We start from the raw sequence: 13,882 nt of genomic DNA, 5'->3' as shown, positions 1-13,882 counted from the left end.
TTCTTTATTTTACGAAGTTTTTCTTGCAAATAGACGGTTCTTTTTTAACGTGCGATAAAACTTTTAAAGAGCGCTCTAAATTTTTCTTTATCTTCTGCTGTAAATGGTTTCGGTCCCTTTGTACGTTTACCACTTTTTCGAACCATTGCACTTAAATATCGTGTTTGTAACAATTGTTCAATGTTATCATTCGTATACTTATAGCCTTTATGGTGTAGTACGATACAGCCTTTTGCTAAAGCAAGCGAAGCAAGACCGTAATCTTGTGTTACGATTAAATCTTCTTTTTGGGCTAACTGCATAATTCGGTAATCCGCAGCATCTGCTCCAGAATCAACATAAATTGTTTCTACGCCTTTTGGCTGCTCTGCATTAGAATAATGAGAAAAGCTTGTAACGAGGGTAACAGGAATTTCTGCCTTCGTAGCTTCAAAAATAATTACATCTTTTACAGGACAAGCATCTGCATCAACATAGATTTTCATTGGTATCACTCCTATAACTAGGTTCGTGTTGATGATAATGGTAGATTTAGGTTTTGTCAAACGAGGATTTTGTATTTTAACTTACAAAAATTGTATGTATTTAAAAATATATGTTAATATACAATTGGTGTAATAATAATAATTTTCAGAAATGGGGAATTGAATGATTTATAAAGCAGATAACAATAACAATAACAATGTAAGGCAAAAGTTAGTTGAGATGTTTGATGATTTCGATAGTACGATTGTACTTTCCTATCTCCAAGGGCATATGGGAAATGCGTGGGTAGACAATCTCGAAAATCCAACTGTTGCTCAAATAACTGTAGGAATTTTTGTGTTTTATGCCGGGAATCCAAACGCAGAAGAGGCGGAAGAATTATTATATAATCTACCTGATTTTACTCTTGCCATTGTTGATTCGGATGAATGGAAAAAACGGATAGAGACTGTTCACAAAGGATCAATTGAGAAGTTTCAAAGGTTTAGATTTAATAAAAACCCCGGCGATTTAGATAAAGAATACATACGGGATATATTGTCTACATTACCTCAAAATTACGAAATGAAAAAAATTGATAAAGATATAGCAAAGTCATCTTCATTTCATGCACTCTCAGAAGATTTTACTAGTCAGTTTGATTCAATCGATGATTTTATTGATAGGGGCGTAGGGTACGCCATTTTAAATAAAGGACAAGTTGTTTCTGCTGCAACATCATTCAGTATATTTGATGATGGTATCGAGATTGAAATTGCGAGTCATCCTGAACATAGAAGAAAAGGCTTAGCTATGATTGTAGCATCTGCAATTATATTAGATTGTTTAGATAGAGGAAAATATCCTAGTTGGGATGGAGCAAATTCTGAATCTGTTGAACTAGCAAAAAAGCTAGGCTATACTTTGAAAGAATCTTATGATACATATTTTATTGAAATAAAAAAATGAACCAATACAAGTACATAAACTAAAGTGTTTTTTAGTTTATGTACTTAGTTAAAAATGAATTAAATTATATTGATGATATGCAAGGATACTACTTATTTTCCACAAACCAAAATAGCCTCCCGCAAACGAGAAATACCTTCCTCAATTTGATCAATATTCACTTTTCCATAAGATAAACGTATATAACCATCTTTCGCACCGAAAATACTACCGGGCATAAAAGCAATTTCTTGTTTTAAGCTTTGCATAATGAGTTGTTTTTCGTTGATCGGTTCTTTTAATTTTCCCCATATATAAATACCACCAGTCGGGTTTGAAAAAGAGATTTTATCATGAAGTTTCTCGTTTAGGGCTCGAACGATAACGTCTCTTTTTTCTGCTAGCTGTTTTCGTAACGGTACGATATGCGACTGAAATGGCACAGTTTCGAAAAACTGCTGCATAAGCCACTGCGGGAAAATGCTCATACCTAATTCCATTTGGTGCCTTGCGTCGGATAACCTTTCTACTACCGATTGCGGAGCGACGAGCCAGCCGACTCGTAAACCTGGTGCAATCATTTTTGATAAGGAATGTACATAGATGACAGTTCCATTTTCATCTATTGATTTCAAAGTAGGGCAAGGTTGTTTCTTTTCAAGCGTAAGTAAACTAGACGGATCATCTTCCACAATCGCAATACGTAAGTCTGCACAAAGGGATAGTAGTTTTTTTCTACGATTTGGATGCAGCATTGTGCCCGTAGGATTTTGGAAGTTTGGATTTAAAAAAATCATTTTAATACGATGCTTTCGATATAGCTCTTGCACATCATCTGGATTAATACCGTGTTCATCAACAGGTAATGGGAAAATACGAATACCCGCTGATTGGAATAAAGGTAAGGAATAACAGTGTGAAGGACTTTCGAAAGCAACAGCATCACCCGGATTTAATAAACATTGTACGATAAGGTGAAGTGCTTGCTGTGCACCAGATGTAATCATTATGGATTGCTCAGTCGCTTCAACTTTTAAATGTTCTTTCATATATTTTACTACCGCTTGTCTAAGCGGGAGATAGCCTTGCGGATGATCGTAACTTAATGAATGTGTTAACGGTTGTTCCCGTAAAATCGTTTGTAGTTGATCGTGAGGATAAAGATTACAACCGAGTTCTCCGTTTGCAAAATCAATAATGTTTTCATTTTGTTGTACTTCTGCCCGAATATGGCGAAGTAACGGCAAGTTTGGTAAGAACGTACCGCCTTCTACGAAATTTCTCCAGTTCGGCGTTAATGTTGGAGAAACACCCCACATATGTGTACTCACGCGTGTTCCTTTACCAGTCGTACTTTCTACAATTCCCATAGCACGTAGTTCATTATAAGCAGTCGTTACTGTACTTCGGTTTACATTTAACTGCGTAGCTAATTTCCGTTCGGAAGGTAGGAAGCTACCTGGAGGAAGTTCTCCGTATGTAATACGTTTTTCAATAAAGTCAACAACTTGCTGATAAATAGGGATTTTACTGTCACTATCTAGCTTACATTCCATAAAAAACGCCTCCGTATCTCTTATATACATCCAGTATAGCAAATTGGCTGGGTAAAAAAACAGCCAATTGGACGGTGTTTTATCCAGCCAATTTTACTATGCTAAATAGGGAAGGGGAGATTCGGATGAAACGATGGCAAATGGAATGGCTCCTAGTATCAGTTGCATTAGTATGGGGAGCAAATTATACAATAGGAAAGTATGGTGTGGCATTTATGTCATCCATTCAATTTAATAGTTTACGATTTTTAGTAGCATCACCGGTATTATTACTTATTACTTTTATGATGGAACGCTCATTACGTATTGAAAGAAAAGATTGGCTACGATTAATAGCAGTCGGCATCGTTGGAACGACAATGTATCAAACGATGTTTATGCTATCTGTGAAATATACTTCAGCAACGAACGCCTCATTATTAATTGCGATGTCACCTATATTTACAGGGATATTAGCAGTATTACACAAACAAGAACGTTTTTCGATGAAAGTACAAATTGGTTCAATAGTAGCGTTTATTGGTGCAGCATTCGTTTTATTAACAGGACATACAGGAGGAGCTACTTACGAGTATGCTTGGCTTGGAAATGTAATTGGATTAGTCGCAGCAATTGCTTGGGGATGGTATCCAATATTAGCACAACCTCTTATTACAAAATACTCCGCAATGAGAGTCACATCTTGGTCTACTTTAATTGGAATTGTACCTCTCGTTATATATTGTTTATTCAACGTAAACACATTAACGTGGCCAGTAGACATGCTAAGCTGGGGGTCTCTAGCATATTCAATCGTCTTCGCGACAATCTTCGGACTTGCGATGTGGTATGTCGGTATTAGTCAAATAGGCTCAACGAAAGTAATGGTATATATGTATCTTGTACCGTTGTTCGCAGTTATTTTTGCGGCAGTAACAATAGGGGAGCAAATCAATATGATGCAACTGGTTGGCGGACTTATTATCTTTGTGGGTCTATATGTTGTAAAAAAAGGTGGAATCAAAAAGCCAGCTCTCAATTTGAAAAAGGTAAGCTAACAGTAAAAAGGATCTCTTTCATATAGAAGGAGATCCTTTTTTGTTTCGTAATAAAAGCGCTTGTTCAACAGCCCATTTTTGATGATCATGAAGTAAATATTCTATAGCATGTAATGGAGACATCCACCTTAAAACATGATCCTCCTCACAGTTTCCAGTTCGTTTCTGCACCATGTTCGCAATATAAAAGAACCCATCGTTTAAATAATAAGTATCTTCTTTTTCCGCATAAAAATATCGCATTGCATTACCGATATATTGATTAATTTCAATTGCCCATCCTAATTCCTCTAGTAGTTCACGATGTAAGCATTCATCTTTTGTTTCGGTACCTTCCATACCGCCACCAGGTAAAAAATAACGGTCTCCTTTTTGGATAATAGCAATTTTTGAAGAAGTAGAGTTAAAAATAATTGCATAACAACTAGGGCGTAATACATATTGCTCAGTAGGCTTTTTATAACCAAAAGTAAGTTTAGATATCATAAACACGTCAACTCTCTATAAAATACATAAAAGGAATAATAAGGTAAGGTTAGAATTATATAAGTACAATCTTAATAGATTGGAGTGATAACAAAATGATAAATCGAAAGTGTACTCGCTGTAAAGAAATTACAGGTACATTGCACGGTGGTAAAAAAATTAAGGAAGAATTTTTATGTGAAGACTGTTTGCAAAAAGGAATTGCGAGTGGGGAAATCGAATTATCACAAGTGGAAGAAAAACAAACTTCATATCTTTCTATAAAAATATTAAAAATAATGAGTGTGATTTATTTAATAGGATCAATTTTAATGGCTTTTTCAACTGGTCCATTTATATATAATCTTGGGTTTGATGAAATATCTATTTCGGGATCGGAATTAGGTTTAATAAGTATTGTTATGTTAGGTTCTATATTTCAGTCAGTTCTTGTATTTTGCGGGATATGGGTATTTATCCTTTTAGTAGAAACAGTCATTAAAATTTATGAAAAAATGAAGTGAGTGAGAGGGAGAAACGTATGCGAGTAAGAAACATCCAAGGGGAAGATTATGTAAAGATTCATTCTGTTTTAAATGATTGGTGGGGCGGGAGAGACATGGCTGCTATGTTGCCAAAATTGTTTTTCGTTCACTTTCAAGAAACGAGTTTTATCATTGAAGAAGATGGCGAAACGTTAGGTTTCTTATGCGGATTCTTTTCGCAAACGCATAAAGAGGAAGCGTACGTTCATTTTATCGGGGTAAATCCGAAGTATAGAAGAAGAGGAATTGCATCGACATTGTATTCGTATTTCTTTGATGTCGCACGTGCAAATAATCGTAAAGTTGTAAAAGCAATTACGTCACCAGTTAATAAAAAATCGATACAGTTTCATCAAGAAATCGGTTTTCGAATTGAGGCTGGGGATGATGAGGTAGAGGGTGTATCGGTACATACAAATTATGATGGGAACGGCGGGAGTAGAGTTTTATTTTTGAAACATGTGTAAAAGTAGGCTAGCGAAAAGTTAGCCTTTTTGTTGTGAGGGGATAGAAGTATGGAGAATAAACAAAGTAGATATGAGTATGTAAGACGCATACATAAGGTTCAAGATTATATAGAATCAAACATAGATAGTTCACTATCTATTGAAGAACTAGCCGATGTAGCAGGATTTTCAAAGTATCATTTTCATAGAATTTTTAAAGGGATAGTAGATGAACCATTATCTCGGTATGTAAACCGATTGAAACTGGAAAGGGCAACAAACCTTCTTACATACCGTTCGGATATGACGATTACTGACATCGCTTACCATTTTGGTTTCACAGATTCGGCAGTTTTCTCCCGTACATTTAAAAATTATTACGGAGTAAGCCCGTCTCAATATCGAAACTATAATAGCAAGAATTGCAAAGACGTAAGAAGAACTTCTCAATACAATGAATGTAAGAAGGTTCGAGGGAATGTTGAAATTGTAACAGTGGATGATATAAACGTCGCATACATAAGACATACAGGTACATATGAAGAGTTAACTATAGCTTTTCCAAAAATGATAGAGAAACTATTTCATTACGCAGTTGAGCAAAACTATCATGTATTTGAGGATACGAAAGTATTAACCATTTACCACGATAATCATGAATTTACAGAGGACTATCAGTTAAGGACTAGTTTATGTATAACAATTCCGGATGAATCCGCAGTAGAAACGAGCAACATTGGAATAATGGTAATACCTTCTGGAAAGTATGCGGTAAGTCATTTTGAAATACAACAAGATGAATATAAAAGAGCATGGGATTTTTTATACGGTGAATGGCTACCAAATAGCGGATATAAACCGAGAGATGCATATCCTTTTGAAATGTATAAAAATGACCCAAGGCAGCACCCAGAAAATAAACATATAGTTGATATATATGTACCTATCGAACCTTTTTAATTATAGGTTAAAGGGGAAGGAATAATGAAAACTGCTGAAAAGTTAGATCAGATTATACAAGAAGAATATAAAAACATGAATGGTATGTTAGTAGTGCAGAAAGGTAATGTTATTTTTGAAAACTATTATAACGGGCATGGTCCAGATGATGCATTTCATGTAGCGTCAGTCACAAAAACGATAATCTCGGTCCTAATTGGGATATGTATAGATAAAGGCTATATAAAAAGCGTTGATCAAAAAGTAATAGAGTTTTTTCCTGAATATAAACGTAAGGAATCTGAAATAACAGTGCGACACTTACTTACAATGACAGCTCCATATCCTTTTGTAGACTGGCAGGAACCGTTAGAAGAATTATGTACACAACCAGACTGGGTACAGTATACACTTCATAGAATGGGGAACGGCGGAGAGATTGGGTCTTTTAAATATTCATCTGCAGGAGCGCATGTACTATCAGCAATTATCACGAGTGCAACAGGAAAAAGTGCGCGTGAATTTGCGAATGAACAGCTATTTCAGCCACTCGACATGAGAGAAATTCCAAACTACAATATGAAAGCGTTTGGATTTGATGACTTATTCGGAAAAGATGTAAAAGGATGGGTTCATGATCCAAATGGTATTTCGACAGGCGGCTGGGGACTAACGTTAACAGTTAAAGATATGGCTAAGTTTGGACAGATGTATTTGAATGAAGGTATTCATAATGGAAAACAAATTCTATCAAAATCCTGGATAAAAGAATCGACAACAATGAACCAAAATCAATATGGTTACTTATGGTGGTTACGAGAAGAAGATGGAATCTTTTCATACTGTGCAATGGGTGATGGTGGGAATATGATTTGTTGTATTCCAGAGAAGGAATTGGTAGTGGTGATTGCGTCTGAAATTATACCGAATGCAGGGGATAGATGGGAATTGATTGTGAAATATATTCTTCCTTACATACAAAACAATTAAATTTAAGATATAAGGCGGTATGAGATTTCATACCGCCTTTATATATGGCATTTTACATGAAAGGGAGATGGGAAAATAACTTAATGTCATTAAGTTAACCGAAAAATAAATATAGTGTAAAAAATGTTAAGGTTTTGATTTATTTATTTTAATCTTTATTTTTCTATGTATAATGAATCCGCATACTAAAAACATTTTAAAGAAAGGGGCGAATTAAAAGTTAATGTGCATTTCTTGATGGCTTAAGGAAATAGAATAATATTTTAAGTTTTTTTGATAAGTACAGCGTTTATATGGAATTTGTCAAAAAGGGTATTTACCTTTTTGACGTTTGGAGGGTATATGAATCTAATATTAAAAGAAATAGCAGTGAACAGAAAAATATTCATTATGTTATTTATCGGATTTACTTTAACAATTCTGCCCATACTTATAGCGATGTCGATTCGAGATTATTACGATGAAAAATTTTATGAGTACAAAAATGGTTATTTTAAATATTACTATACTGTTCAGCTTACTAGCTTTGGGGAATTGGATTTCAAAGCAATTCAAGAGGTAACAGGAACTAGTTTTAAGAACTCAAGTGTTATTACAAATAATATGAGAATGGGAATCCCCGGCATAGGTGAAGTAACGATGGTTGGTCTTATAAATAAAAATTGGTCTCCGCCTTTAATAAAAGGTTCTCGTATGGAAGATGGGGAAGAAAATAGTGTAATTGCTGGAAAGAGAATTTATAAAGAATCTGAAACAATAAAACTGTTTAGTAGAGAGTATAGAGTTAAAGGCGTGAGCGCTGCGAATACTGGATACGCATATAATTCCAATGTTTTTGTCGGCTTAAGTGACATGCCTGATGAGATAAAACGACGTATGCAAAATGAAAATACATTTGAAATGATAGTAAGGTCTAACGAAAATCCTAAACAAGAAATAGATACATTTATTCGGTATATTAAGCAAAATAGAATTGATACGAATGTGAAAGTGATAAATGAAAAGGAGAATTATGAGAACGAAAAAAGCTCGAATAAAGCTATGAGAGCACAACTTACTCTTCCGTACAATCTACTTTTTATTGCTGTAATGAACTGTATAATTGCGAGTTATTTTTGGATTTACACGAAGAAGAAGAGTATTTCCTTAAGGAAAACGTTGGGAGCAAGCAATTTGAATTTATTTGTATTCATATTTAGCCAATTATTCATATGCGCAATCGTTGCAGCTATTTGTGCGATATGTATGCAATGGATTTTAAGTACAATGAATAAAAGCATAGTGCATGTAATGGGTTTTACTATTCATATAGATGTTTTTAAAGTTGTGATGAGTGTAGTAATTTCCTTGTTTATTTCGTTCATCACCGCTGTAATACCATTTTTCAAAATACTTAAAATTGAACCTGCTAAAGGGTTAAAGGAGTAAATAAGATGAGACTAAAAAGTGCTCTTATGGCCCTGAAAAATAGATTGCTCATTTCTATTTTTCTCTTAATACAATTCACGTTTGGATTAGCAGCAATAACCCTTTCCATTAATATGCTTTGTAATTTTCACTATCTTGAAAACAGTTCCAACTCGTTGCTAGATTTAGAAAGTACATATTTCATCACTTATGATGGGATGACTACTGATAGGTTGAAGGCAGATCAATTTAATAAAGGACAAGTCGAAGAAATTTATAAAAAAATGCAGCAAAATAAAGATGTGATTTCGTATGGTACATACGAAGAGAGCATAATCGAACTAGAATCCAGCAATCGACCGCTCCAAGAAAGTATGTTAGAAGAATTGAAAAACAAAACTTTTCGCGATAAAAATCCTACTATTCGTATAATTACAATAGATGAAGATTATTATAAATTACTGAATATACCCATAAAAACTGGAGCAGGCTTTTCGTATCGAGACTTCCACAAAAATAGTGAAGAGAAAACGAATGTTTTGGTAGGTCCTTACTTTAAGAAATATTTTCAAATAGGGGATACAATCAATAATCAATATATGATTATTGGATTTTTACCGGAAAATAAATTTATTATAGATGGTAACGGAGTGAGTATATACCAGAAATTAGACAAGGCTATGTTATCACCCATGCCAATTGATAGGTATGAAAACTATGAAATAATGTTTTCAAGATTACATCAAAGTACAATTATGAATTTAAAAAGAGACGCAGATATAAACAAACTACAAGAAATGATTCAACTGAAGGGAAGCGACGTTACGTTATACTTAAAAAATTTAGGAGAAGAAATAAATGAAGCCGTTACTAGTAGTATGGATACGGAAAATATCGATCTTATAGTAGGAAGTCTATTTATTTTATTTATAATAGCGGGAATGGTCGTAACGACAATTGTTTCCATCATAATGAGAAAGAGGGAATTTGGTATTAAGATGGTCCTTGGAGAAAGTAAGTTTGGGATGCTCATTCAAATTGTATTAGAAAACATATGTATTGCGATAGTTGGTATGTTTTTATCGATAGTTTACTTTTTATGGAGATACGAGAATCATCTACAAGTTTCGAAGGACTTTGATACGGCGTCCGTACGCGAAATAAATTTAAATATGCCTATTTTATTATTTGTATTCCTATTCTTACTAGTGATCATCATTATTTCAAATCTCATTGTCTTCTTATTTATTAGAAAGCTCGAACCGAAAACATTAATAGGAGGAATGGAATAATGAGTTTGATTGTGCTAAAAGATATTAAAAAGGTGTATAGTAACAAGAACCATAATCCGTTCGCGTTAAACGGTATAAGCTTAACGATATATAAGGGCGAAATTATAGCGGTAATGGGGCGATCAGGCTCAGGGAAGAGTACATTACTAAATGTTATCGGGTTAATTGATATGCCAAATGAGGGTGAATATACGTTAAATGGAAAATCATTAACTGAAATTAGAGCAAATAAAGTTCATAAAACAAGAAATGAAATGATCGGATTTATTTTTCAATATTTTGCATTGTTAAAAGAACATACTGTACTGGATAATGTAGTGCTACCACTCACATATAGAAAGCTAAAGCAACGAGAAAGAGAAAATAAGGCGAAGTTCTATTTAGAAAAAGTAGGTTTAAAAGAACATATGTATAAAACACCCGACGAGCTATCAGGTGGACAACAGCAGCGCGTCGCAATTGCAAGAGCGTTAGTAGGTGAACCAGAATTAATTTTGGCGGATGAACCGACTGGAAATTTAGATAGAAAAACAGGAGAAGAAACTATGAATCTACTGTTACAACTGAATGAAGAAGGACGAACAATTATTATTGTAACGCATGATATGGAAGTAGCGAATAAGTGTAATAGAATTATTGAGTTAGTTGATGGGGAAGTTGTGCGGAGTTAGTAATTTAACAATTATATCTAATTTAAGAATCCGTATTGATTAATTTTTCAAGACGGATTCTTTTTATTTGTAGGATTAAAATAAAAAATCCCCCGTAACTTTTTATGATAGAAAATCGTTTAACAAAAGAAAGGATTTTTAATGATGAATGGGGGAGAACCATGAAAATTCTAATACTAGGTGGTACACGATTTTTAGGCAGAGCATTTGTAGAAGAGGCTTTGAACAGAGGGCATGAAGTTACATTATTTAACCGCGGAACAAACAAAGAACTCTTTCCTGAAGTGGAGCAGTTAATCGGTGACAGAAATGGTGGTGTATCAAGCTTAGAAAATCGAAAATGGGATGTTGTCGTGGATACGTGTGGGTTTTCTCCACATCACATTAGAAATGTTGGAGAAGTGCTTACAGATAATATTGAACACTATATATTCATCTCAAGCCTTTCCGCATATAAAGATTGGATTCCACATCATATAAAAGAAGACTATATATTACAACCTGAACCGACGGAAGAGCAAATAAAGGCTGTAGAGAATGGTGAAGTATCTCCTTATGAGTATTACGGTGCGCTGAAAGTATTATGTGAAAAAGAAGCAGAGGAGTATTGGCCTCGGCGTGTTTTACACGTAAGAGCAGGACTTCTTTCAGGAATGTTCGATTATACAGATCGTCTTCCATACTGGATTCAGCGTGTAGCAAAAGACCTGCGGTAGTATGTCAACTTAGAAATAACAAAGTTTAAAGTTGTCAAAGGTCAATTTGTTTAAAAAAGGCATCACAAAACTAAACCAGTAACGAATGTAATTTACTGGAAAATAATGAAAGGTAGCGATGACAAAATTTTATGTCATTCTTTCACACACCTTCCAGGCGTAAAAAGTTGGTGGCTACGTAGTAGCGCATCCACCAATCGCACAAATTTTCTTGCGGTTAGAACGAGTGCACGTTTGTGTTGATGTTTTGGTACTTCATTATATTTTTTCACGTAATACTCTTGATAATCTGATACATGCTTTCTTACTGAATTGGCGGCTTCAACTAAGTAATAACGCAAGTAATGATTACCTGTACGGGATAATGAAGTATCTTCGGCTGTAAAACGACCGGATTGGTGCTTTCGCCAGTATAATCCAGCGTATTTGGCTATTTTTGTTTCATCGTCAAATCTTTCGATTTGGCCAATTTCAGCAATGATACCGGCAGCGAAAACAGGGCCTACTCCAGGAATAGATTCAAGTGTTTGGGTCAAACCAGCCATGATTTTTTTAATAGACTTTTCTAATTCCTTGATTTGCTGTTGAAACGTACGAATGACTGCGATGGATGTACCTAAGATGACATCTATTGAATCTTCTACAACCTTATCCAAGCGATAAGAAACTTTCACAGCTTTGTGAATGGATGCTGCTACGCATTTTGGATCACCAAAACGGTTTCGACTTTTTTTCTGTAGGAACTCAGCGAGTTCTTCTAAAGGCATATTAGCGAGTTCCTCTAAGCTGAATTTTTCAAGAAATAGTTCTGTCATGGCGCTACCGAATACGGAAGTATCCACCTCTTGTGAAAATGTATTACATTTAAAACTTAGGTGTTGAAGAAAGTGTTGTTTTTCTTTCGTTAACATTTTGACAAGTTGGTATCGTGATCGAGTTAATTGCTGCAGTGCCACGTACTGGCTTTCTTTTACGATAGACATTTGATTACGGCCAAATCGTAAGTAATCAGCAATGACAAAGGCATCAATCTCATCGGTTTTATTCATGTCAGAATAACTTTTCTTAAAATTTGCGACTTGCTTTGGGTTTAGGAGAAATACTTTTGCTCCAAAACGCTGTAAATCTATATCATGGTGAAGAAACATAGAAGGATGAAAGCTGTAAACAGAGGTGGATTCTAGACCAATCTTAAGGATGTCGACCTCTTTACCTGCAACACACTGTAATAATTTTTCTTTGAGTGTAGTAGCTCCCGGTAGGTCATTACTGACCGAAAAAGAATCCAGTTTTTCTCCATCACCATTTAAAAAGCAAACTTTCATATCAAACGAACTTACATCTAAACCAACAAATAATCTCATGTAAGAGACCTCCCTTCTATATTAGAATCATTTCTTGGACGTCTCGAGATATCTCTAGTGTGTACGCCGACCAACAACCTCGTGTATGAGAGCTAGTCCTGAATCGAAAGCCGCCCTAGAGCTACTATCATCTAGGTTCGAGGGTCAGGCTGCTCAGCCTGCGAGTAGGGAGTCCCGCACGTTCACTGAGAAACACTCTTCAAATGTGGTAAATCCACAGGAGGTGAAAGAATTGTCCCAAATGATCCTAAAATCATTATCTAGAAATATCTTGGGACGTCCAAGTATTTTTATTTATAGGGCTCTTATTAAGAAGAAAATCTAAGCCTGTAATAGGGCTTAAATATTAATATACGAGGAGGTAAGGTGTTAGTTCCAGGAAGAAAAGACCGTCCAGTGCAGATAGTTGATATAAAAGACGTCGCAAATTGGGGACTAAACATGGCAGAAAACAAAAATGCAGGTATATTCAATGTAACAGGTCCAAATTATGATTTGACGATGGAAGAACTATTAAATACGTGTAAAAAGGTTACGCATAGTGATGCTGAATTCGTTTGGGTAGACGAATCGTTTATGAGTGAACATAATGTGCAGCCGTGGACAGAAATGCCTTTATGGATTCCGGAAACTTTTCCATTAGATGGTGAGACGAAGCCGTGGAAAGGCGGGTTTTCTATTAGTGTCGAGAATGCTGTGAAAGAAGGGCTTACTTTTAGAAGAATAGAAGAGACAGTTACAGACGTGTATGAGTGGATGAAGAGCACAGACGAATGGGAATTAAAAGCAGGTATTTCAGGCGAAAGGGAGAAGGAATTGTTAGAAAGATGGTATTAATAAATTTAGCGGAAAAATAACAATTTAAACCTAGTATTAAGAAAAAACGCCTTGTTACTAAAGAAACAAGGTGTTTTTCGTATGTGAATTTATAATTCAATTGGTTCTTCCTCGTACATTTCCCGCAGCTTAGAAAACATATTTTTCAGTCCTTCTTCGTCATCCTCATCCTAGTCTAACTTGATATCAACTTCCTCAAATTTT

At 35.0% G+C, this 13,882-nt stretch carries 13 protein-coding genes and 2 pseudogenes; 11 read left to right on the top strand and 4 right to left on the bottom strand.

Annotated features, from left to right (window positions below):
* Nucleotides 1-44: 44 nt before the first annotated feature.
* Nucleotides 45-485 carry a YaiI/YqxD family protein gene (locus PSR14_RS15575; RefSeq protein ID WP_000708753.1) on the bottom strand — a complete coding sequence of 147 codons (441 nt, stop codon included), beginning with the start codon at nt 483-485 and terminating at the stop codon, nt 45-47.
* Between the two features lie 163 nt (nt 486-648).
* Here PSR14_RS15575 and PSR14_RS15570 point away from each other — a divergent pair, with 163 nt between their 5' ends.
* Nucleotides 649-1,434 carry a GNAT family N-acetyltransferase gene (locus PSR14_RS15570; protein ID WP_098487299.1) on the top strand — a complete coding sequence of 262 codons (786 nt, stop codon included), beginning with the start codon at nt 649-651 and terminating at the stop codon, nt 1,432-1,434.
* 92 nt (nt 1,435-1,526) lie between these two features.
* Here PSR14_RS15570 and PSR14_RS15565 read toward each other — a convergent pair whose 3' ends face one another.
* On the bottom strand, nt 1,527-2,969 hold the full coding sequence (locus tag PSR14_RS15565; protein ID WP_098487298.1) for a PLP-dependent aminotransferase family protein: 1,443 nt from the start codon (nt 2,967-2,969) through the stop codon (nt 1,527-1,529).
* 125 nt (nt 2,970-3,094) lie between these two features.
* On the opposite strand from PSR14_RS15565, the gene PSR14_RS15560 reads away from it, so the two are divergent.
* The gene (locus PSR14_RS15560; RefSeq protein ID WP_000832953.1) at nt 3,095-4,006 is read left to right on the top strand and encodes a DMT family transporter; all 912 of its coding nucleotides are present in this window, start codon (nt 3,095-3,097) and stop codon (nt 4,004-4,006) included.
* Between the two features lie 18 nt (nt 4,007-4,024).
* Here the strand turns inward: PSR14_RS15560 and PSR14_RS15555 are convergent, their stop codons facing one another.
* Nucleotides 4,025-4,492 carry an NUDIX hydrolase gene (locus PSR14_RS15555; RefSeq protein ID WP_048557754.1) on the bottom strand — a complete coding sequence of 156 codons (468 nt, stop codon included), beginning with the start codon at nt 4,490-4,492 and terminating at the stop codon, nt 4,025-4,027.
* Between the two features lie 95 nt (nt 4,493-4,587).
* Between PSR14_RS15555 and PSR14_RS15550 the strand changes: the two genes are divergently transcribed.
* From PSR14_RS15550 to PSR14_RS15515, 8 genes and pseudogenes are all read left to right on the top strand, one after another.
* Nucleotides 4,588-4,995, top strand: a complete 408-nt coding sequence (locus PSR14_RS15550) for a DUF3980 domain-containing protein (RefSeq protein WP_000610502.1) — start codon at nt 4,588-4,590, stop codon at nt 4,993-4,995.
* A 17-nt stretch (nt 4,996-5,012) separates the two neighbouring features.
* A complete protein-coding gene (locus PSR14_RS15545; protein WP_001266048.1) occupies nt 5,013-5,483 on the top strand; it encodes a GNAT family N-acetyltransferase in 471 nt (156 codons plus the stop codon).
* 48 nt (nt 5,484-5,531) lie between these two features.
* Nucleotides 5,532-6,422, top strand: coding sequence for a GyrI-like domain-containing protein (locus PSR14_RS15540; RefSeq protein WP_073541991.1), 891 nt, complete (start codon nt 5,532-5,534; stop codon nt 6,420-6,422).
* A gap of 24 nt (nt 6,423-6,446) precedes the next feature.
* Nucleotides 6,447-7,391, top strand: a complete 945-nt coding sequence (locus PSR14_RS15535; protein ID WP_098487297.1) for a serine hydrolase — start codon at nt 6,447-6,449, stop codon at nt 7,389-7,391.
* Between the two features lie 342 nt (nt 7,392-7,733).
* Nucleotides 7,734-8,819, top strand: coding sequence for an ABC transporter permease (locus PSR14_RS15530; protein WP_001048979.1), 1,086 nt, complete (start codon nt 7,734-7,736; stop codon nt 8,817-8,819).
* A 5-nt stretch (nt 8,820-8,824) separates the two neighbouring features.
* Nucleotides 8,825-10,090, top strand: a complete 1,266-nt coding sequence (locus PSR14_RS15525) for an ABC transporter permease (RefSeq protein WP_001237488.1) — start codon at nt 8,825-8,827, stop codon at nt 10,088-10,090.
* Entirely contained in the window at nt 10,090-10,761 is a 672-nt protein-coding gene (locus tag PSR14_RS15520) for an ABC transporter ATP-binding protein (protein ID WP_098487296.1), read from the top strand. Before PSR14_RS15525 ends, PSR14_RS15520 begins: the two co-directional genes overlap by 1 nt.
* A 161-nt stretch (nt 10,762-10,922) precedes the next feature.
* Nucleotides 10,923-11,465: pseudogene (locus tag PSR14_RS15515) on the top strand (NAD-dependent epimerase/dehydratase family protein); the annotation flags it as partial.
* A gap of 146 nt (nt 11,466-11,611) precedes the next feature.
* Here PSR14_RS15515 and PSR14_RS15510 read toward each other — a convergent pair.
* Entirely contained in the window at nt 11,612-12,841 is a 1,230-nt protein-coding gene (locus PSR14_RS15510; RefSeq protein ID WP_098487274.1) for an IS110 family transposase, read from the bottom strand.
* Between the two features lie 354 nt (nt 12,842-13,195).
* On the opposite strand from PSR14_RS15510, the pseudogene PSR14_RS15505 reads away from it, so the two are divergent.
* Nucleotides 13,196-13,678: pseudogene (locus tag PSR14_RS15505) on the top strand (NAD-dependent dehydratase); the annotation flags it as partial.
* Nucleotides 13,679-13,882 lie beyond the last annotated feature (204 nt).

Source organism: Bacillus sp. A01H (genome assembly GCF_045277205.1).
Lineage (GTDB): Bacteria > Bacillota > Bacilli > Bacillales > Bacillaceae_G > Bacillus_A > Bacillus_A paranthracis.
The sequence above is the reverse complement of the archived record's forward strand: the minus strand, read 5'-3'. Positions and strand labels throughout refer to the sequence as shown.